Annotated in this window: 18 protein-coding genes; 14 read left to right on the plus strand and 4 right to left on the minus strand. The window is 43.9% G+C overall.

Features of this window, described 5'->3' with window-relative positions; translation table 11 throughout:
• Positions 1-29: 29 nt before the first annotated feature.
• Genes DYU05_RS02530 through DYU05_RS02545 form a run of 4 tightly spaced genes read left to right on the plus strand, consistent with a single transcriptional unit; the run spans position 30 to position 7,767 of the window.
• Complete coding sequence (locus tag DYU05_RS02530; protein WP_117381402.1) at positions 30-1,499, plus strand: protein phosphatase 2C domain-containing protein; 1,470 nt, start codon at positions 30-32, stop codon at positions 1,497-1,499.
• Positions 1,486-5,556, plus strand: coding sequence for an FtsW/RodA/SpoVE family cell cycle protein (locus DYU05_RS02535; protein WP_117381403.1), 4,071 nt, complete (start codon positions 1,486-1,488; stop codon positions 5,554-5,556). The genes DYU05_RS02530 and DYU05_RS02535 overlap by 14 nt, the downstream gene beginning before the upstream one ends.
• Before the next feature lie 55 nt (positions 5,557-5,611).
• Positions 5,612-6,403, plus strand: coding sequence for an FHA domain-containing protein (locus DYU05_RS02540; RefSeq protein ID WP_117381404.1), 792 nt, complete (start codon positions 5,612-5,614; stop codon positions 6,401-6,403).
• On the plus strand, positions 6,400-7,767 hold the full coding sequence (locus DYU05_RS02545; RefSeq protein ID WP_117381405.1) for a serine/threonine protein kinase: 1,368 nt from the start codon (positions 6,400-6,402) through the stop codon (positions 7,765-7,767). The genes DYU05_RS02540 and DYU05_RS02545 overlap by 4 nt, the downstream gene beginning before the upstream one ends.
• 57 nt (positions 7,768-7,824) lie before the next feature.
• On the opposite strand, the gene DYU05_RS02550 is transcribed toward DYU05_RS02545, so the two are convergent.
• Positions 7,825-8,655, minus strand: a complete 831-nt coding sequence (locus tag DYU05_RS02550; RefSeq protein ID WP_117381406.1) for an alpha/beta fold hydrolase — start codon at positions 8,653-8,655, stop codon at positions 7,825-7,827.
• 149 nt (positions 8,656-8,804) lie between these two features.
• On the opposite strand from DYU05_RS02550, the gene DYU05_RS02555 reads away from it, so the two are divergent.
• The 9 genes from DYU05_RS02555 to DYU05_RS02595 all read left to right on the plus strand — a co-directional run bounded on the left by DYU05_RS02555 (position 8,805) and on the right by DYU05_RS02595 (position 15,236).
• Complete coding sequence (locus DYU05_RS02555; RefSeq protein ID WP_117381407.1) at positions 8,805-10,106, plus strand: MFS transporter; 1,302 nt, start codon at positions 8,805-8,807, stop codon at positions 10,104-10,106.
• A 28-nt stretch (positions 10,107-10,134) separates the two neighbouring features.
• Complete coding sequence (locus DYU05_RS02560; protein WP_117381408.1) at positions 10,135-10,863, plus strand: (Fe-S)-binding protein; 729 nt, start codon at positions 10,135-10,137, stop codon at positions 10,861-10,863.
• A 42-nt stretch (positions 10,864-10,905) separates the two neighbouring features.
• The gene (locus tag DYU05_RS02565) at positions 10,906-11,181 is read left to right on the plus strand and encodes a hypothetical protein (protein WP_117381409.1); all 276 of its coding nucleotides are present in this window, start codon (positions 10,906-10,908) and stop codon (positions 11,179-11,181) included.
• A 152-nt stretch (positions 11,182-11,333) separates the two neighbouring features.
• Positions 11,334-13,259: a threonine--tRNA ligase gene (gene thrS, locus DYU05_RS02570; protein WP_117381410.1), complete on the plus strand. Its 1,926-nt coding sequence runs from the start codon at positions 11,334-11,336 to the stop codon at positions 13,257-13,259.
• 1 nt (position 13,260) lies between these two features.
• Entirely contained in the window at positions 13,261-13,827 is a 567-nt protein-coding gene (infC, locus tag DYU05_RS02575; RefSeq protein WP_117381411.1) for a translation initiation factor IF-3, read from the plus strand.
• A gap of 84 nt (positions 13,828-13,911) precedes the next feature.
• Positions 13,912-14,112: a 50S ribosomal protein L35 gene (gene rpmI, locus DYU05_RS02580; protein ID WP_022829872.1), complete on the plus strand. Its 201-nt coding sequence runs from the start codon at positions 13,912-13,914 to the stop codon at positions 14,110-14,112.
• 76 nt (positions 14,113-14,188) lie between these two features.
• Positions 14,189-14,533 carry a 50S ribosomal protein L20 gene (rplT, locus tag DYU05_RS02585; protein WP_117381412.1) on the plus strand — a complete coding sequence of 115 codons (345 nt, stop codon included), beginning with the start codon at positions 14,189-14,191 and terminating at the stop codon, positions 14,531-14,533.
• Between the two features lie 78 nt (positions 14,534-14,611).
• Positions 14,612-15,094 (plus strand): DUF4385 domain-containing protein, encoded by a 483-nt coding sequence (locus tag DYU05_RS02590; RefSeq protein ID WP_117381413.1) that lies wholly within the window; start codon positions 14,612-14,614, stop codon positions 15,092-15,094.
• Entirely contained in the window at positions 15,081-15,236 is a 156-nt protein-coding gene (locus tag DYU05_RS02595; protein WP_117381414.1) for a DUF2256 domain-containing protein, read from the plus strand. The genes DYU05_RS02590 and DYU05_RS02595 overlap by 14 nt, the downstream gene beginning before the upstream one ends.
• A gap of 130 nt (positions 15,237-15,366) precedes the next feature.
• On the opposite strand, the gene DYU05_RS02600 is transcribed toward DYU05_RS02595, so the two are convergent.
• The 3 genes from DYU05_RS02600 to DYU05_RS02610 form a co-directional block, all read right to left on the minus strand.
• Entirely contained in the window at positions 15,367-16,035 is a 669-nt protein-coding gene (locus DYU05_RS02600) for a hypothetical protein (protein WP_133300152.1), read from the minus strand.
• Between the two features lie 277 nt (positions 16,036-16,312).
• Positions 16,313-17,302, minus strand: a complete 990-nt coding sequence (locus DYU05_RS02605) for a DUF4407 domain-containing protein (RefSeq protein WP_117381416.1) — start codon at positions 17,300-17,302, stop codon at positions 16,313-16,315.
• Between the two features lie 2 nt (positions 17,303-17,304).
• Positions 17,305-17,880, minus strand: coding sequence for a hypothetical protein (locus DYU05_RS02610; protein WP_117381417.1), 576 nt, complete (start codon positions 17,878-17,880; stop codon positions 17,305-17,307).
• Between the two features lie 628 nt (positions 17,881-18,508).
• On the opposite strand from DYU05_RS02610, the gene DYU05_RS02620 reads away from it, so the two are divergent.
• Positions 18,509-19,408 carry a BRCT domain-containing protein gene (locus DYU05_RS02620; RefSeq protein WP_117381418.1) on the plus strand — a complete coding sequence of 300 codons (900 nt, stop codon included), beginning with the start codon at positions 18,509-18,511 and terminating at the stop codon, positions 19,406-19,408.
• The last annotated feature ends 115 nt before the right edge of the window (positions 19,409-19,523 follow it).

Below are 19,523 nucleotides of genomic sequence, written 5' to 3' on the forward strand. Positions count from 1 at the left end.
TGTAGATATTAAAAACTCCGGCAAACACAATGGCTGAAAACTTTTTTGGACTAACAGACACCGGTAAGGTGCGCAGCAATAACGAGGATACCTTTATTGCTACGCGGCTGGACAAAAGCCTTGTACTGGCAAGTGTTATAGACGGTGTTGGGGGGTATAATGGCGGCGAAGTAGCAGCAGCTATTGCACGCGAGCAGATACTGGATCACCTGAGCGAAACCAAAGAGAACTTTGTATTTGCAATGATAGAGGCTATACGCAAAGCGAATAGTGCCATTACTGCTAAAAAACAAGAAGTTAAAGAGTTGGACAGCATGGCTTGTGTAGCTACTCTGGCTGTTACCGACATCCCTAATAACTTGTTCTACTATGCGCATGTTGGCGATACACGCTTATACCTGCTGCGCGATGGCTCATTGGTTAAGATATCCAAAGATCATTCTTTCGTAGGCTTTCTTGAAGACTCTGGGCGCATAAGCGAGCGCGAAGCCATGGACCACCCTAAACGTAATGAGATCAACAAAGCGCTGGGTTTTTCCAGCCAGATAGATGCTGACGATAGTTTTATTGAAACAGGTCAATCGCCGTTTCTGCCCGGAGATATGCTGCTGCTGTGCAGCGATGGGCTCACCGATATGGTGGATAAGGGAGAGATCACCAATATTATTACACAGCCAATTCCCTTAGCTGAAAAGGCTGGTAAGCTTATACAGGCCGCCAATAAAAATGGTGGTCACGATAACATAACTGTAGTGCTGGTGCAGAACGACAAGAAGCCTCAGCCGCAAGCAGCAACAATACCAGTTGTAGAGCTTAAGGAAAATACCGAACCGCCGCCAGAGGTAAAGAAAGAATATCAAAATGTAACCTCGGCGATTAAAGAAAAGCAACAAAAACCAATGCCTGAAAAAAAAAGCAATTTGTACGCTGTGATCATCAGCATCTTGTGCCTGTTCTTTATAGGTGCTTCTGTTTATTACTACCTGCAATGGCAAAAGGAAATTAACAAAAGTGTAACCAAACCGGAGGCTATTGCCGTAACAAAGGAAAAGTCGCCACGCAATTCTGAAGAGATCAAACTGCAAAATGCCATTAACATGATGAAGACAGATACGCTTGTATTGTCCGACACGTCGTTCAAACAGCCCTTGATCATCAGCGATACGCTGGATATTAGCCGCGCTAAGTTTTTCATTCGTGTAAAAGGTAATCTAGCCATACAGGCAGACACTGCTTATAATGCGCCTGCATTTATACTCAAAAGTGGCGTTAGGGCTGCTGGCTTTACCAACCTAAAGTTAAAGGGTTTTACGGCAGGTATAGCGTCCGGCAATATACCGTTGTACCTGCGTAATGTGGAGTTTAGCGACTGCAAAACACCAGTACAAAAGAATTATGGATTACCAAGCGGCAGAGCCGTAACGGAAATATTCCCGGCAGCGGCACTTTATGCCGATTCTGTTAATAAAACTGTTAAGCCCCAAAATGGAAGCAGATAAGGCGCAAAGACCCGGCAGAGGTAAAGAAAGGATTTTCCTCCTGCTCATTACGGTCCTCTTTTCTTTGTTGTTCTACAGGTTGTACGAAGTTGTGCAGCTTCGCTTTGCTGATGTTGATAAACGCCTGGCGGATGGCACAATGGTGAACCTTAATGACAAAGATCCCGCACAGGGCATACATCAGCTGCTTACCAAGGGGTATTACTTTGAAGACAAACGCGATATAGAACTAATTACCAAAACGGTTGGCGATAACATTGGTGTAGGCCAAAAGATTGATAATGTTGGTGAACTAAATAAGCGTAAGTACTACGTAGTTGCCGATGATGCTTTTGCGAAAGGTGGCGAGTCGTTCAAAAAACGTGTAGAAGCGTCGCGATCTTTACTGGGCTATACCGGTGCGGACTCGTTGCTTTTTGTGAGTGAAAAACAATCGCCAATGAAACTGCCGCAGGTTACAGATCTGGCTATGGGCAAGTATGGCATCAGCGGCAGCATTTCACATGACGAAGAGCTGGTGCCGGGTGTATTGGTGAGGCTACAAATGATACTACCGCAAGACAGCCTGTTTAGTGATGAACTCACAGAGGATACAAAGCCGCGGACAGAACAGGGAGAAGGATTCAAAAAGGTACTTTATCCGGATAGTGCAGGTAAGTTAAAACTTCAGGAGCTTACCGCTTATGCACGCACGGATGGATCCGGTAACTATCACTTCAAAGGCTTACCAGATGGTAAAGCATTCAAAATATTGCCTCTACAGCCGGGCTTCCAGTTCGGAACATCACAGGGCACTGAAAACCTGGACGAAGATGCTGTATTTAGTTTTCGCCAGGCGCCCCACACCATAAAACTATTTTCTACAAGAGATTTTAATATCCTGAAAAAGGAGAAGTCGTTGATCATACGCACACCTGCGGAATTCAACCACTGGTTCTGGATCATAGCGGCAACTTTCATCGGTGCTTACCTGTTGATGCACATCATACTCTCGCTGTTCTTCAGTGATAGCGACCAGTTGATTTTGCCTGTAGTAATGATCCTGACAGGTCTATCTTTCCTGACACTGCTTAGCCTGCAGGATCCTTTACGTGACCGGTTCCTGGCAAAAGACTCACTGGTGTATTTAGGCATTGGGATGGTAGCATTCCTGGTGATGCTTGTCTTTAAGATGCGCCGCTTCACTGCCGATTCTAATCTGTACCGTTTGTTAGTTTTTAAAAACAACCAAAAGGCCTCAAACGGCTGGCCGTGGGTAGTGATAGCAGCAGGGTTATTAGCTATGACCATAAAGTTTGGTACCGGTCCGGAAGGCAGCGGCGTAAAGGTGAACTTGTTTGGCTTTCAGCCGAGCGAGATTGTTAAATACCTTATCATTCTTTTTCTTGCCGGCTTCTTTGCAGCTAATGAAAAATTAATAAGCGAATACACCAGTTGGACAAAGCGTTGGTCTTTCTTTGCTTTTGCGCTTATAGCAATACTCGTCACGCTGATGCTATTTTTACTGCTGGGAGACCTTGGACCGGCCATGGTGGTGTGTTTTACCTTCATTGCCTTATTCTCGTTCTCCCGTGGCGACTTCATGTTTATGGCGATATCAGTAGTTATATATGTTATCGCCTCCTGGACCTTAAAGAACGTGTGGCTTTCAGCTGCGGTAACTGCCGGTATAGTGGCATTGCTCATGTTCTTCCAGCGTCGTAAGCTCAGTGAATCTGCCGTTATGGTACTCGTGATCATGGCTGCATTCCTTACCATTGACCAGATCCCGTATTTAGGTAAACTGTTCCCAGGCCCGGTACAACGTTTGGTAGATCGCAAGGCCATCTGGATGGATCCATGGAACAATGAAGTTTACGGCGGCGACCAGGTAGCAAATGGCCTTTGGGCAATGTCAAGTGGTGGCGTATCCGGGCAGGGTGTAGGAGAGGGTTTTGCTAAAACCATCCCCGAAGCTCATACAGATATGATTCTCCCGTCAATGGGTGAAGAATTTGGCTGGACAGGGATCGTTTGTATTTTCATCCTGTTCCTCCTTTACCTGCACCGGTCAATTATAATAGGTCGGCGAACGGGTACACCGTTCCTGTTTTATTTGTGTGCGGGTGTAGGTATATCCACATTCGTCCAGTTCCTGCTTATTGCAGGTGGTTCTACCGGTGCATTGCCGCTTTCGGGCGTGTCGCTGCCGTTTCAAAGCTATGGCGGGTCATCATTGGTGGCCAACTTACTTGCTTCTGGCTTTTTAATGTCGGCATCAAGGGTAAAAGGTACAGCTATACAAATGAAGTACATCTCGGGCCAGCAGGACAAGAACCTGGTGCCTGCGCTTATAGCAGCGGTAATGGGCGTTGCCTTACTTACAGTGAGTGTTTCCCGTTATTTGTTCAATAATAAAAAGTGGGTGGTACAGCCTGCGCTAGTTGCAGATAAAGGCGGTGCGCGCATGTTTAGCTATAACCCCCGTATTGCTATATTGATGAACCGGCTGCAAGCCGGCAACCTTTATGACCGGGATGGGGTATTGCTGGCTACCAGCAAGCCGGACCTGGTGAAAAAGCAGATGGGCAAGCTGGCACAATCCGGAGCGGGTAACTATAATATCGACTCAGCTATGCACAAACGGCTCGATCGTTATTATCCGTTTGCGGAGCAGATGTTCTTTTGGGTAGGTGATAACAATACCGGCGTTTTTAACGGCAGCCCTAACGGATACTTTGCCGAGTACGAACACGCAGCGGAATTAAGGGGATTTAAACTGCCGACCACCAACTTTAATGTTACAGCTAACCGCTACCGGGAGGACAGGTTCCTGGCGCGTGGTGTAAAAGAGATGACCGTCGTGCGGAAAGATTACAGTGCATTGTCTCCGCTGCTGCTTGCGGGTATAAACAGCACGGCAGTAGACTCATTCAAGAACCGTAATCGCGATGTCAGGCTTACATTGGATGCAGGTCTGCAAACCAACATTCAGCGTTCAATGGTCACCGATACCTCACTGCTTGATAACCGCGTATCAGTAGTGGTAATGGAATCTAACACAGGCGACGTGCTCGCATCATCAGTTTATCCGTTGCCTCCTGTAAGAGATTGGGAAAAGCTAACAATGAGTAATGCCGACCAGAACCAATTAGCCGGATGGATGACCACAAGCGACCTGGGCTTTACACTGGCAACGCAGCCTGGCTCAACCGCGAAGCTTGCTACATCCTTAGCATCCTTTAATAAGTTAGGCTTGGCAGCGGCCAATAAAACGTATCCCGTTGCCTCTTATGAACGCATCCGTACCAAAGGGCTGGAGCCTGATGAAACCGGTATGATAACGCTGGAGCGTGCAGTAGTAAAGTCTAACAACGTATACTTCATAAAACTAGCCAACGATCAGCACTTGCAGGAAGATATGGCTACGGTTTATCTTAAAACCGGCATGTTCCTGCATGGTGTGGGCGGTTACTACTACGGCCGCGAGCAGTTGAACCCTGCACAGGAAGATAAATGGCGTCAGCTTTGGCGTAAAACGGAATTTAACACCAAGCCAAGATATGACCCTAACAACATCCGGCGTACACGGGCCAAAGGCATATCGGGTATGTCGTGGGGACAGGGCGAGTTAATCGCTACTCCCGCGGCCGTGGCACGTATGGCTGCAGGCATAGCAAACAACGGAACTATGCCTAATAACCGTTACGTGCTTAAGTTTAGTGATTCTGCAACTTCAGTTAAGCCGGGAGTAAAACTGGTAAATGATCCAAAATACGCTCAATTGATGCGTAAGTACATGATAGAGCAAAGCGAGGCCAAAACATATACCCTCGGGATCCCTGTAGCCGGTAAAACCGGTACACCGGAACGTATCTGGAAAGGGCAGCAGATAAACGATGGCTGGTATGTATTTTTCGCGCCCAAGCAAAAAGGCCCGGGTTATATTGTAACGTGCGTACGTGTAGAAGCCACAAAGGGCTCGTCAGACGCGGTTAAGCTAGCCGGTAAGCACGTAATACCATTTTTGCTCAAAAAGGGCTATATTAAAGGGATTGCACAGCAAACAATTGAATAAACCAACGGGTTAAAAAAAGGTCCGTATACACGTTATATATAATACTTTTAGATACATGATATTTAATTTGTTCGGTGGAAGCGAAAAGGACAGGCCCGAAGACGTAAAGGGCGTACGCCACACGCTGTTACAGTTTATAAAGCAGGAACTTCAGAAAGCGGAAGGTGGTGAAGGCTCAAACATTAAAGGCTTAAGCCTTTACATTAACTGTAGTGAGGCCGACCGGCACATGTACGAGGCCGCGGTTTACGCGGAGACGCCCGATCTTTTTAGGGACGAGATACAAAAGATAGCAGACGACTATGACCTCGGTTTGCCGGAACGCTGGTCGCTGGACATATTTTTTGATGACGACAAACCCGAAGAAGCAGTACAGGCCCTTAACGTTGATGCCGCGTTTTTTATTAAGACCGGTAAACACTTTATCCAGCAAAAGGCAACAGGCTATATAAGGGTATTAAATGGCGAGACCGAGCAGGCTGAATACGAGATACAATCCGGCGGCGATAAGGTTAATATAGGCCGCGATAAACGGGCCCAGGCTGATGATGGATTTTTCCGTACCAACCAAATAGCATTTCCATCAGACAGCGGTAACGCAGCAAACAAATATATAAGCCGCCAGCATGCGCACATCGAATGGAGTGTGGATACCCAGCGCTTTATGCTGTTTGCCGATGATGGCGGCATTCCTCCAAGGAATAAGATCAAGATACGTGCTGATAAAAGCGATAACGTTATAAAACTGCATTCTACAACCATCGGTCACCCGCTTGCCGAAGGTGATCAGGTTATACTTGGCGAATCTGCTGTACTGGAGTTCAGCTATCAACCCATGAGTAAATGAGCAAGGTTTTTACAATAGCCGAAGGTTTAGAAAATTTGGGAGCACTGCGTACCGGCGGACAAGGTTCGGTATACAAGGGCCGCAGGACAGGTGTTATCTATTCAGCTGTTAAAATGATCCCAACCCCGGTTTATTCGGAAAGCGGCGAAGATAAAAACTACCGTAACTTTCAGAACGAGGTAGCCAAGCTGCAGAAGGTTAACGAAATAACAAATCCAAACGTTGTTAAAATTTTAAGTTTTGGTGTTACCGAAAGTGGATCGTTCCCATTCATAGAAATGGAGTATATAGACGGCCCCGACCTAAGTGAATTGCTACAGCCACCACATGAGAAGATTTTCATGTTGAAGGAGCTGCTTAAAGTAGCTGATCAGCTTGCCTGCGCGCTTGCCCATTGCCATAAAGTAGGAGTAAAGCACGGCGATATAAAAAGTAATAACGTTAAGTACAATATAAACACCGGTAACTACGTACTCCTGGATTTTGGCCTAGCCATCATGAGTGAGGAACAACGCCGCAGCAGCATTCGCAACGCTGGTGCAGTGGAGTTTATGGCACCTGAACAATCGGACGGTAAAATGCTGATGCAGACTGATGTTTACAGCTATGGCGTAATCCTGTATGAGCTGCTTACCGGACAGGTACCTTTTCCCCTGAATACAAGTGGAGACACCGGACGGAACAACGTGATGATGGGGCACCTGGAAGGCAAGGTTCCTGATCCGCTTCCATTACGTAAAGCAGCACTACCCGGAAATTGGGGAACCGACAAACGTGAGATGGAAATGCAGGTACCTGCCTGGCTGCTGGCGCTGATTGATAAATGCCTCCAAAAAAAACCTGAGGATCGTTTTCCGGACGGTCAGGCTTTACACGACGCAATTGTTAACGGAACATTAGCAACAGCCGGCGAACAGGTGAACATAGGAGCATCTACCTTACTAAGCGAAAACGAAAAACTGCAAACTAAACTACAGGAACGCAGCGATCCGGAGAAGGTTGGGATCCTCAGGATGGATAAGGGCGTAGTACACATGCAAAAAAGCGTGTTTGCAGGGCTTGTTTTCCTGGCGGCGTTATTTATGGTACTATTTGTCGTTTCGAAAGCCGGCAACAGCAACTCTGCACAATATGGCGCTGACGGAGCCGGCGTACCGCTTAAACCCTATAAATCCATTTTATTGTTAAAACCTTATAACTATGATAGTTTGGTTCATACCCAGCAGTTCGCTCGTATGAAAGCAGATTCGATTGCCAAGTGGCGTGCTGCTGTATCAGCGGAAAGGTATAAATATACTCCGCCTGTGATCTCCCAACCGGAAAAACCTAAAAAGAAACGTAAGAAGTTTTTGGGAATATTTTAGGGCAGATGTCTTACTTGCTGCTTAAAATACAACTTTGAGCTCATTGAATTGCTGTTCCTAATTGCCCATAATCACATTCAAAAAAGTTTGTGGCTGCCGCACCCAACTTGTATGGTTTAAGTCTGGCTCATCCAGGCATACACTTGTAACGTTTGCTGGTGTAAATTTTTCTAACAGGTGTTCTACAGCGCGTGGAGGTGCCAAAAAATCCTTTTTCAGATAAACGGCATGAATAGGGATCATAATTGATTGAAGAGCAATTTCCCAGTTTGTATTACTACCTTCGATTTTATATCTACCGCTTAATGCCTGCTGTCCCCAGTCGTTTATAAGCTTTTTGCCTGAACGGCCACCAAAACCAAGGCGCTCTCCGGGGTAATAACCGTATATTTTTGCTATTAATCGTACAAATTGGCTGAACAAAAGAACTTTGAGCATACCAAAACCCTTCCATGACCGGTAGTAAACCGAACAGGTTGTACACAAGACCAAACGAGCAATACGCTGATCGTGCGTGGCACAATACAAACTTCCTAACTGGCCACCCATACTATGGCCCCAAAGTTCAATCTTTTTGGTGTTGAATAAGATACAGGCAAAGCTAATTGCCGCAGGAATATCTTCTGTCAATAGGTCATTATACCCAAAGTCGTTTTTCCGATCAGCCAATACTGAACTACTACCCTGGCCTTGAAAGTCAATGATAGCCGCCGCGCTCCCTCTCAGGGCAATGCTCTTTAATAACCGGTCGTAAAACTTAGCTGAAATGCCAAACGCCGGCAATATCAAAACAGGCAATCTATAAGCTCCTTCCGGATGAACATACCGCATTTGGGTAGATTTTCCTAAGGCAACATCTATAGATATGGTAACGATTTTTGGTGGCATATATCTTACATATCAAAAGTAAAGTATAAACTACTTAATAGAGCCATTAGTAAGCCGATTTTGACTGCCGGTTAGTTGTTGAAGATAATGTGTATGAGGGTTACCGTCTAATTTTGCCGTCCCTAAAATTTGATTACTTTTAAGCCACCATGCCTGAAAAGAACGATAAGAGAATAATTAACGCCTGGGCCATGTTCGACTGGGCAAACTCAGCTTATAATCTGGTTATTACCACCACCATATTTCCCGCCTACTATGTTGCCATAACCGAAAATGCTTCAAACGGAAACCGGGTGCAGTTCTTTGGGCATAGCTTTATCAACACGGCGTTGCAGAATTATTCACTCTCATTTGCTTACCTGATAATGGTGCTGCTGTTGCCGGTGCTTAGCTCAATAGCTGATTATCGTGGTAACAAGAAAGTTTTCATGCAATTTTTTACCATAATAGGATCGCTGGCTTGCTGTGGCTTGTTTTTCTTTGATGCAGCACACATCGAACGTGGCATTATATGCTTTGCTATAGCTGCCATAGGTTATAGTGGAGGGTTTGTATTCTACAACTCCTACCTGCCTGAGATAGCCACACTGGACATGCAGGATCGCGTTAGCGCAAAAGGCTTTACTTACGGCTATGTGGGCAGTGTTTTGCTTCAGCTTATCTGTTTTGTGTTCGTGCTTATGCCAGATAAATTTGGTTTAAATAAGTCGTCCGCTGCTCAGTTATCTTTTCTTCTTGTGGGTATATGGTGGATTGGTTTCGCCATGATCCCTTTTTCCAGGCTGCCAAAAGGCAACCCTAATGCAACATCTCACCATCAAAACATTATCAAAGGTGGCTTCATAGAACTCGGCAAGGTTTGGCAGAAGATAAAGGCTTTACCAATGCTGCGCGGGTATTTGCCGGCATTTTTCTTTTACTCTATGGGCGTGCAAACCATAATGCTTGCAGCAACCGCCTTTGCAGCCAAGGAACTGCATATGGATACTTCGGCACTTATCACCATTATACTCATCATCCAGATCATCGCCATATTTGGCGCCATGCTGATGTCGCGGTTGTCTGACAAGTACGGTAATATCAGGGTGCTGATATTTGTAGTCGTGATATGGATAGGAGTGTGTTTAGCAGCTTACTTTACAACCACACAAACGCAGTTCTATATTATTGCAGTTGTAGTTGGGCTGGTAATGGGTGGCATACAGTCATTATCAAGGTCCACTTACTCCAAGTATTTGCCTCAAGACACTACCGACACGGCATCCTTCTTTAGCTTTTATGATGTAACCGAAAAACTGGCAATAGTTGGAGGCTTGTTCAGCTTCGCATTCATAGAAGAACTTACCGGCAGCATGCGCAATTCTACACTGGCATTGTGCGGGTTTTTCGTAGTAGGTTTACTATTGCTGGTTTCTTTATTAAGAACAGAGCATAAAGTGCAGAAAATTTAAGATTTTAGCGGCGGATAATTTTGTGCTGATGACTGTAGATTTGTTCATACCCTGTTTTATCGATCAGCTGTACCCCGAAACTGCCTTCAATACCGTTAAGGTGCTGGAGAAAGCCGGCTGTACAGTAAACTACAATCCCGAGCAAACGTGCTGTGGTCAGCCTGCTTTCAACGCTGGTTTTTGGGACGATGCCAAAACCGTCGGCACCAAGTTTCTGAACGACTTTAAGGAAGATAGCGTAATTGTTTCGCCATCTGCCTCCTGTACAGGTATGGTGCGCGACTATTATAACGATTTGTTCACCAATACCATTTTGCATAATAAGTGCCGTAACATCCAAAGTAACATTTACGAACTAAGCGATTTTCTGGTGAATATACTCGGCGTAGATTACTTTGGTGCCGAGTTGGATGGCAGGGCGGTTTATCATGACAGCTGTAGCGGTTTGCGCGAATGCAAGATCAAAGAAGAGCCGCGGCAGCTTCTGTCCAAAGTATTAGGATTGGAATTGGTAGACCTTAAAGATGGCGAAACCTGCTGTGGGTTTGGTGGTACTTTTGCCGTGAAATTTGATGGTATCTCCACCGCCATGGCTCAGCAAAAAGTAAACCACGCTATGGATGCCAAAGCCGATTACATTATCTCTACGGATACATCTTGCCTGCTACACCTGCAAAGCTATATCGACAAGAACAACCTTCCGATTAAAACCTACCATATTGCCGATGTGCTGGCAAATGGCTGGGGTAATGTTTAACAACATACACCTGTTTGGCAGCCAATTTGCTTTTGTTGAGGCATGGCACCCATAAAAATGCATCCTTACGGTAAGCTTGGGCACGACAGTGGTGTAGTGGCGTATGCGTTTGACAAAACAAGTATTTTACTGGTTTTTAGAGATGACCACTATTACCTGTACAACAGCGACAAGCCCGGTTTGCAGCACGTTAAGAAGATGATAGCACTCGCTAAAAAAGGAGAGGGGCTTAGTACCTACATCAGTCAGCATGAAGATGTACGCAACAACTACAAGGATCGCTGGACTAAAAGCGACTTCGCTGAGGATTTACTTTGAGATTGCAGGCTAATTGCCAAATTATTCTATTTTTGTCTCCATAAAATGAAGATCACAGTAGTAGGTGATCGACTAACAAACAAATTTAAAACCGGCTTTTAAGCAGGCTGCGCTGTAGCAACCCGGCAAAAAAAGCCAAATCATAGTTGTATATGATCAATATTACACTCCCTGATGGTTCCGTTCGTCAGTATGACAAAGGGATCACTTCCATGCAGATAGCGCAGTCTATCTCCGAGGGCCTTGCCCGTAACGTTTTAGCCGCCGAAGTTGATGGCGAAGTTTGGGACGCAAGCCGCCCCATAGAACAAGACTCATCCGTAAAACTGTTAACCTGGAACGACGCTAAAGGTAAATCAACCTATTGGCACTCGTCTGCCCACTTAATGGCCGAGGCGCTGGAAGCGTTGTACCCTGGTACAAAGTTTGGTATCGGTCCGGCAATAGAGACCGGCTTTTACTATGATGTAGATTTTGGTGACAAGACCCTCTCGTCCGACGATTTCAAGAAGATTGAGGATAAGATGATAGAGCTTGCCAAAGCTAAAAGCGAGTACATCCGCAAGCCGGTAAGCAAGTCGGATGCGATATCTTACTTTACCGAAAAAGGCGACGAGTACAAACTTGATCTGATAAAAGATCTGCCTGATGGCAGCATTACATTTTATACACAAGGCAACTTTACTGACCTGTGCCGCGGGCCGCACATCCCCAACACAGGCTTTATAAAGGCCGCTAAGCTCATGAGCCTTGCCGGTGCATACTGGCGTGGCGACGAGAGCCGCAAGCAGCTTACACGCATCTACGGCGTTACTTTCCCGAAGGCAAGCGAACTTACCGAATATCTTCATGTAATTGAAGAAGCTAAAAAGCGCGATCACCGTAAGCTGGGTAAGGAACTGGAACTTTTCGCTTTTAGTGAAAAGGTTGGCATGGGCTTGCCATTGTGGTTGCCAAAAGGAACCGCATTGCGCGAACGCCTTACTAATTTCCTGCAGAAAGCGCAGGTTAAGGCAGGTTACGAGCAGGTGATTACCCCGCACATCGGGCATAAGAACCTTTATGTAACATCGGGTCACTACGAGAAATATGGCGCGGATTCTTTCCAGCCGATTAAAACACCGCAGGAGGGAGAAGAGTTCTTCCTGAAGCCGATGAACTGTCCGCATCACTGCGAGATATACAAAACAAAGCCTCGCTCATACAAGGACCTTCCTGTGCGATTAGCTGAGTTTGGTACCGTTTACCGTTACGAACAAAGCGGCGAACTGCATGGCCTTACACGTGTACGTGGCTTTACTCAGGATGACGCGCACTTGTTCTGCCGTCCGGACCAGGTGAAGGAAGAATTCAAGAAAGTAATTGACCTGGTACTTTACGTGTTTGGCGCGCTTGGTTTTGAAGACTACATTGCGCAGGTATCCCTACGCGATCCTAACAACAAGGCCAAGTATATTGGTACCGATGAGAATTGGGCATTAGCAGAATCTGCTATTATTGAAGCGGCTGAAGAAAAAGGCCTGCGTACAGTAATAGAAACAGGCGAAGCCGCTTTCTACGGCCCTAAGCTCGACTTTATGGTTAAAGACGCCCTTGGCCGTAAGTGGCAACTAGGTACCATACAGGTTGATTATAACCTGCCCGAGCGTTTCGAACTGGAATATACCGGTGCCGATAATCAAAAGCACCGCCCGGTGATGATCCACCGTGCGCCGTTTGGCTCAATGGAACGTTTTGTTGCGGTGCTGATAGAGCATTGCGCAGGTAACTTCCCGCTGTGGTTGTCGCCCGAGCAATTTATTATCTTGCCTATATCTGAAAAGTATGAAGATTATGCAAAAAATGTTTCTGATGTGTTAAAAAATTCCGATATTTGCGGGCTAATTGACTTCAGGGACGAGAAAATCGGGCGTAAAATACGCGACGCTGAAGTTAAAAAGATCCCATATATGCTTATAGTGGGCGAGAAAGAAGCTGCCGAAGGCATGGTTTCTGTTCGTAAACACGGACAGGGCGATTTAGGAAGCATGAGCATAGAGGAATTTAAACAACAAATAATTAAAGAAATAACAGTATAACTTGGCATTAAACAAACCTTTCAACCGGGGACCCAGGCTACCATTTAAGAAAAAGGAAGCCGAACATAATATTAATCAGTTCATCAGGGCACAGGAAGTGCGCCTTGTTGGCGACAATATAGAGCAGGGCGTTTATCCGCTTAAAGAAGCTTTAGCTATTGCTCAGCAACTGGAACTTGACCTGGTAGAGATATCTCCCAACGCCAATCCGCCCGTTTGTAAGGTAACAGACTACAACAAATTTATCTACGAGCAGAAGAAAAAGCTAAAAGAGATAAAGAGCAATGCCAAGCAAACGGTAATTAAAGAAATACGCTTCGGACCGAACACAGACGACCACGACTTTGAATTTAAGCTGAAACATGCTACAAAGTTTTTGGAATCCGGCGAAAAGGTAAGGGCTTATGTGCACTTTAAAGGCCGTGCCATTGTTTATAAAGAACAAGGGGAGATATTGCTTCTTCGTTTTGCGCAGGCATTAGAAGAGGTAGGCAAAGTAGAGCAATTGCCAAAGCTGGAAGGTAAACGCATGTTCCTGACAGTGGCGCCAAAGGCAGCTAAAAAGTAATTACGTGCAGCACCTGAAAAGTGCTTGTACATTGAAAATAAAACGTTGCGAAACGTAAATATCTAAAAACAAACAAATAGAGTTATGCCAAAAATGAAAACCAATTCCAGTGCAAAAAAGCGCTTCAAGCTTACTGGAACAGGTAAAATTGCACGTAAGAACGCATACAAAAGCCACATCTTAACCAAGATGTCTACAAAACGTAAGCGTGCCTTAGGCCACACCAGCTTAGTATCTGATGCGGACATGGGTAACGTTAAACGTATGCTTTGTATCGGGAAGTAATCAAATTAATTTTTTAACCAGGTATTAGAGTACTAAAGCGCCCGCAGGGGACACTCACTACCAAAAACAATCAAAAATGCCACGTTCAGTAAATGCAGTAGCTTCGAGAAGGCGCCGCAAAAGAATCATGAACCTCGCCAAAGGTTATTGGGGTTCACGCAGCAAGGTTTATACCGTTGCTAAAAACACAGTAGAAAAAGGTTTACAGTACGCTTACCGCGACCGTAAAACCAAGAAAAGAGAATTCAGAGCGTTGTGGATACAACGTATCAACGCAGGTGCACGTCAGCACGGCATTTCTTACTCACAATTGATGGGTAAACTTGCAGCTAAAGAAATCGGCCTTAACCGTAAGGTGTTAGCTGATTTGGCGATGAACAACCCCGACGCTTTCAAAGCGATTGTTGATGCGGTAAAATAAACCGGCTCATTGCAATAGAAAAAGGCCTTCCAAACTGGAAGGCCTTTTTTGTTGTTAAAGGTTTTGCTATCCTAACGTATGCCCGACAAACCATCTTACCTTAATTTTGACCTGACAAGCTATGCCTGGAAGCCTGACATTAACTATCGCGACCATCCCGAGCTATACAGGGTAGGCAAAGGCGAACAAGGCGTGCTGATTTGCGAGCCTTACAAAAGCGAGATAGGCCAATACTGGCGCTTTAAAACCAAGGAAATAGCACTGGAAAGCAGCGCGACTATCTACGCCATGTTTTGCAGTTATGTGGAAGCAGGTGACTTTGTTGGTGCAGATATGGCCCGCAAGTACCTGCAAATGGGCTACACCCGGGCCCGGCGTTATGCCAATTACAAGGGCGGTAAAAAGTACGACGAGACAGACAACTACCGCTTACTGGAACGCGGGACCGGCGAACAGGAGAAAGCCGAAGCCGCGGCTGTATTTTACGAACAATGGAAAGCGGCAAAGGCAAACCCGGTTTACAGTACCCTAAAAAAGCAATGGAAACATGAAAGGGGTTAAAAAGCAACACCTGCCACAAAAGATATGCGTAACCTGCGGACGGCCGTTCACCTGGCGCAAAAAGTGGGAAAAGGTTTGGGACGAAGTTAAGTATTGCTCTGACTGGTGCCGCACAAAGCGTGCTGGCGGTACCAGCCAGTAGTATGAGTGCACAGTACAATAATTTAATACTAGACCCCCTTTACTTTCGCCTTTGTTGGTGTTGTCACCAACAAACTGGTGTTAAGTTTAAAACTATGCTTTAAATGTTTAAAGGCTCGTTTACCCCGTAGCTAAATAGCTAAAACGTTTTCTGAATAGTCGTACTTTATTGCTACCAGCTTCTTGTTTTTAAAGATGAGCCTGGCAGAGGTTGTACCGGTTAGCCCTGCTTTTACATCTTTAGAGAACGAAAAGGCCCATTCTTCATAATTAGCCATATCGGTGTCGTAAGGTTTTGCCAGTGTTTTATCGGGTAAAACCAACTGGTAGTTGCTATATGCCGACACCTGGTATATGGCTGCCAATTTATTGTAAAGGCTGGTCACTGCGTCGTTTATGTGGATGGCTGCATCATCAGGCACATCCAGCGGCCATTTGGTTTCTTGTGCGTTGCTGCTAGGAAATTGAACTATAGCAGTAACCTTATCGCCCGGGAATTGTATGTAAGCGCCGGCAGGCAACGATGCATTACTTTGTAAGATTACCGACTGGTATAAAGGAAGCAAGTCTTTTATCTGTTCGGGTTTAGTGTAAACCGGGCGGTTCAATATCGCAACGGTATTGAAATTATACTGCACACCCGCTTGCTGCAATTGCGCAAATACCTCCTGGGGCGAACTGCCTATGCTAATACCCCATTTTGAACCCGATGTAATGGTTTCAGACTTGGGACTGGTATTTTCTTTTTTGCAGGAGACCAGCAGCAAAGCGATCACCATTAAGAGGTAAATGTTTTTCATTTCGGCGTTTTAGGTTTTAAGATGTATTACGCCTGAAAAGCATTATGTGAAACAGCTGTTGCCAATTTTATATCCGAGAGCAACAAATCTGTAAGTTGGACTTCTTGAGTTTGGCATACGTACTAAAAGTCCTTTGCCGTAGCTGCGGTGCCGGTGAACATTCATCAGTAGGCTACTTTTTGGTGACAACACCAACAAGGGCTAAAAGTGATTTATCTGTTTGGCTAGGCACAAACACGGGAACAGGTGTGAGGCACTTAGCATTCTTTAGTATATATCAGTTCGTATTTGATAATAAAAGGAGCTTTTTCTTTTGTAGTTCCATTTGGTGTAACACAGTAGCGTCATAATCATTTTGTTCTTCCCCAATCTTGCTCATCATTATAAATAGCTCAATACATAGCAAAAAAATCAGCCATAGTAACCAAACAAACAAAGCAACACCAGACCCTGTAATTAAGAGGAACATTACATTTAACTCATCCAAAAAGCCAACTTTAGACTGAATTTCTTTCTCCAACGATGGTCTAAGAGCTAATAGTTGATTGTCTTTTAGAGATTTCGAAGCACGTAGTTGTTCTATTTGCTTGTTTAAAGGAGTCAGCAACTCAATCTTAGGGTTGTTGATAGAATTTACGGTAATGCTGTTTGCTTTTACAATCTTGGTGTTGGTGATCGCTGTATTTAAAGAATCTTTGACTGTATTGCTTACAGGAATAGATTGAGTTTGAGTGGTGATATTTTTTATCGTAGGGTGTAATGAAATGTCTTCAACAATTTTCTTTCTTTCTGATTCTTTAGCGTTGATAATTGTATCTAGTTGAGCAATTTGCTTCTTCAGCTCGGCTTGTTTGTTAGGCAAAATTTGATTTACCTTCGAATCCAGAAGATACAATTGCTTTTGTTCAATATCTTCCTTAAATATTATTTGGTCGATTATCACTGAACCAATAATCGCCATCGTTAATGCAATTAAACTTCTAAAGGCATACATTTTCCAGTCCTTCTTAACTGCTAAAATTATCTGTCGTTCTACTTGAATAATTATAACACACAGAACGATTGCTCCGAAAATCGCACCAACAAACCCAGTCTTTAAGTATCGTTGCGTGAAAACGAAACCAATAAAAGACCACAGAATACAGACGATTAACATTGCTGAAGTGTAGCGCTTTACAGCTTTTGCAGAAACTTCACTTGATACATTAATTATATTGAAGTTGTAACCTGTGAGAAAACAACCAAACTTTATCCACCAACTTTTCATGGTCAAAATTTTCTGTTTAAAATCGAGTGGTGAGAAATTGCTGCAAGTCCATTTTTAAACCCTCTTGTATAACTAATTAAAACACCTTGACTATCACCTGTTCCATTTTGAGCATCAGCTTCAATCTCTAATACTTTTTTTATGTGACTCTCAGCAATGCCTTTCTTCATTAACAACTCCTCGACTGTGTCAACCATACCGCTTCTACTTCGGCTATCGATATGATAGTTGATTTCTCGAATGAAATCTTCGTAAAAAGTTTTCACTTTGTTTACCACCCTTAGTAATTCATTTTTGATCGCATCCAAATTTTGATTTAAGTGGTTAACATCTGGATTGATAAGCGCGTCATTGTACCCCTTACTTTCATGGTTACGGTCCAAAAAGCTAAAGAGTAAATTAATATTGTTATCAACAATGTTACCTTCTTCTTTTTCAGTTAGACCAACAGCATCGCTTTGAATAAACACGTTTTCTGGAATGTCTGCATGTTCTTGATCCTTAGTTGAGTTAAGCGAAATGATCTGTGGAATGTCTATTTCAGGCTCTCTTCTTTTTAAAAAGTTAAATATTCCCATTATATTAAATACTGATGTTTGGCACTTTGAACTTGTTATGACCTTTATTATGGCAGCGTTTACATAAAGTTATAAGCAAGCTGCTGTGATAATCCCAAGGAGGTTTGAATTGATTGATGTTTTTTATAAAGTGGTATTGGCGGTGGTGAACCTGCAGCTCATCTGATGATTGACAGTTAACGCATTTGTTATGGTCCCTTTTGATGATTAAAGCCCTTTTTGCTCGCCACCTTTCATCGAAAAGTAGACTACCATAGGAGCCATGTGATGAAGCGCTTTTTTTATGGTCGTCGCTTATTGCATTTAGGACATTATTCAAACGATCGCCAGAGCCCACCTTCCTTTTGGAAGATACGTCCCGTAGGTGAAGGTATCTAGCATACATAGCTAATTATGATAAGGTTTGTATTTCATAAATATACATATTAGATTTAATAACGCAAATAATATTAACCGCTGTTTGAGCCTTTGTTGGTGTTGTCACCAACAAATAGCGCCAACAATCAAATACGCATGCGGTAGGTATGGTGCCGTTAGACATTCACTAAATACGAAAAAGATGAACACGAGGTCAAATCCTCATTGTATAAATAATTGTTGTTATATTTAACCAACCAATTCTTATCACATGGAATCTTATGAGAATCTTAGCTTTAGAACATTTACTACTAAATCAGAGGCTGACAAAGCTATTAATTCGTTAAAAGGTATTTTACTCGGAATACAGTTCGATAAAGAAATCAATGAGGCCGAAATATCGGAGCTTGTTGAATGGTGTACAAAGCACAAAGAACTTGTTAATAGAAACCCGTTCAAAGATTTAATGGATTGTATTAAACAAGCTGTAATTGAGCAGGAGAACAGAGTTGAAATAATAAATGACTTGTATTGGCTTTGCCAAAAGTATGAATCAGACAGTTATTACTACGACGCATTTACAGCCGACATGCAAATTTTACAAGGTATTTGTCATGGAATTCTTTCAGATGGTGTAATCAATAACGCTGAAATATTTGAATTGGATCGGTGGCTGGAAAATAACGAACATCTCTCCAGTTACTATCCTTATGATGAGCTTAGAAGCTTAGTTGTTTGTATCTTATCAGATGGGAAAGTGACCGAGGATGAGCGATTGCGCTTAACTGCCTACTTCAATGAATTTGTAAGCTTGAACGATAAGCAACTTACAAAACAAATTGAATTAGACATTAAGGACATAAAAATAAATGGTATTTGTACAGTTGATCCTGATATAAGCTTTGACGGAAAAACGTTTTGTTTTACCGGCGTTGCCAAAAATTACACTCGTTCTATTATACAAAAGAGAATAACGGAACTTGGCGGACAGTATCACTCCAATGTTCTGCAAACGACAGATTATTTGATTGTAGGTGAAGGGGGTAATCCTTGTTGGGTATTTGCTTGCTATGGTCGCAAGGTAGAAAGTGCAGTAAACTTACGTAAGCAGGGATCGAGGATTTCGTTAATACATGAATTTGACTTTTGGGATGCTGTTCAAGATGCTTAGTTTACCAACCCTGTTGGCAAAAATATGTAGGCTAGGTAAGTATTCAGCCCTAATTGCCGTTTCGTGAGCTTTGTTGGTGTTGTCACCAACAAGTAGAGCTATGAAAAAAGCAATT

The sequence above is a fragment of the Mucilaginibacter terrenus genome, assembly GCF_003432065.1.
Taxonomy (GTDB): domain Bacteria; phylum Bacteroidota; class Bacteroidia; order Sphingobacteriales; family Sphingobacteriaceae; genus Mucilaginibacter; species Mucilaginibacter terrenus.

Excerpts from the sequence above, each read along its gene's own strand:
- DYU05_RS02530 (WP_117381402.1), top strand. The coding sequence starts at position 30 with ATGGCTGAAAACTTTTTTGGACTAACAGACACCGGTAAGGTGCGCAGC.
- DYU05_RS02535 (WP_117381403.1), top strand. The coding sequence starts at position 1,486 with ATGGAAGCAGATAAGGCGCAAAGACCCGGCAGAGGTAAAGAAAGGATT.
- DYU05_RS02540 (WP_117381404.1), top strand. The coding sequence starts at position 5,612 with ATGATATTTAATTTGTTCGGTGGAAGCGAAAAGGACAGGCCCGAAGAC.
- DYU05_RS02545 (WP_117381405.1), top strand. The coding sequence starts at position 6,400 with ATGAGCAAGGTTTTTACAATAGCCGAAGGTTTAGAAAATTTGGGAGCA.
- DYU05_RS02550 (WP_117381406.1), bottom strand. The coding sequence starts at position 8,655 with ATGCCACCAAAAATCGTTACCATATCTATAGATGTTGCCTTAGGAAAA.
- DYU05_RS02555 (WP_117381407.1), top strand. The coding sequence starts at position 8,805 with ATGCCTGAAAAGAACGATAAGAGAATAATTAACGCCTGGGCCATGTTC.
- DYU05_RS02560 (WP_117381408.1), top strand. The coding sequence starts at position 10,135 with ATGACTGTAGATTTGTTCATACCCTGTTTTATCGATCAGCTGTACCCC.
- DYU05_RS02565 (WP_117381409.1), top strand. The coding sequence starts at position 10,906 with ATGGCACCCATAAAAATGCATCCTTACGGTAAGCTTGGGCACGACAGT.
- thrS (WP_117381410.1), top strand. The coding sequence starts at position 11,334 with ATGATCAATATTACACTCCCTGATGGTTCCGTTCGTCAGTATGACAAA.
- rpmI (WP_022829872.1), top strand. The coding sequence starts at position 13,912 with ATGCCAAAAATGAAAACCAATTCCAGTGCAAAAAAGCGCTTCAAGCTT.
- rplT (WP_117381412.1), top strand. The coding sequence starts at position 14,189 with ATGCCACGTTCAGTAAATGCAGTAGCTTCGAGAAGGCGCCGCAAAAGA.
- DYU05_RS02590 (WP_117381413.1), top strand. The coding sequence starts at position 14,612 with ATGCCCGACAAACCATCTTACCTTAATTTTGACCTGACAAGCTATGCC.
- DYU05_RS02595 (WP_117381414.1), top strand. The coding sequence starts at position 15,081 with ATGAAAGGGGTTAAAAAGCAACACCTGCCACAAAAGATATGCGTAACC.
- DYU05_RS02600 (WP_133300152.1), bottom strand. The coding sequence starts at position 16,035 with ATGAAAAACATTTACCTCTTAATGGTGATCGCTTTGCTGCTGGTCTCC.
- DYU05_RS02605 (WP_117381416.1), bottom strand. The coding sequence starts at position 17,302 with ATGAAAAGTTGGTGGATAAAGTTTGGTTGTTTTCTCACAGGTTACAAC.
- DYU05_RS02610 (WP_117381417.1), bottom strand. The coding sequence starts at position 17,880 with ATGGGAATATTTAACTTTTTAAAAAGAAGAGAGCCTGAAATAGACATT.
- DYU05_RS02620 (WP_117381418.1), top strand. The coding sequence starts at position 18,509 with ATGGAATCTTATGAGAATCTTAGCTTTAGAACATTTACTACTAAATCA.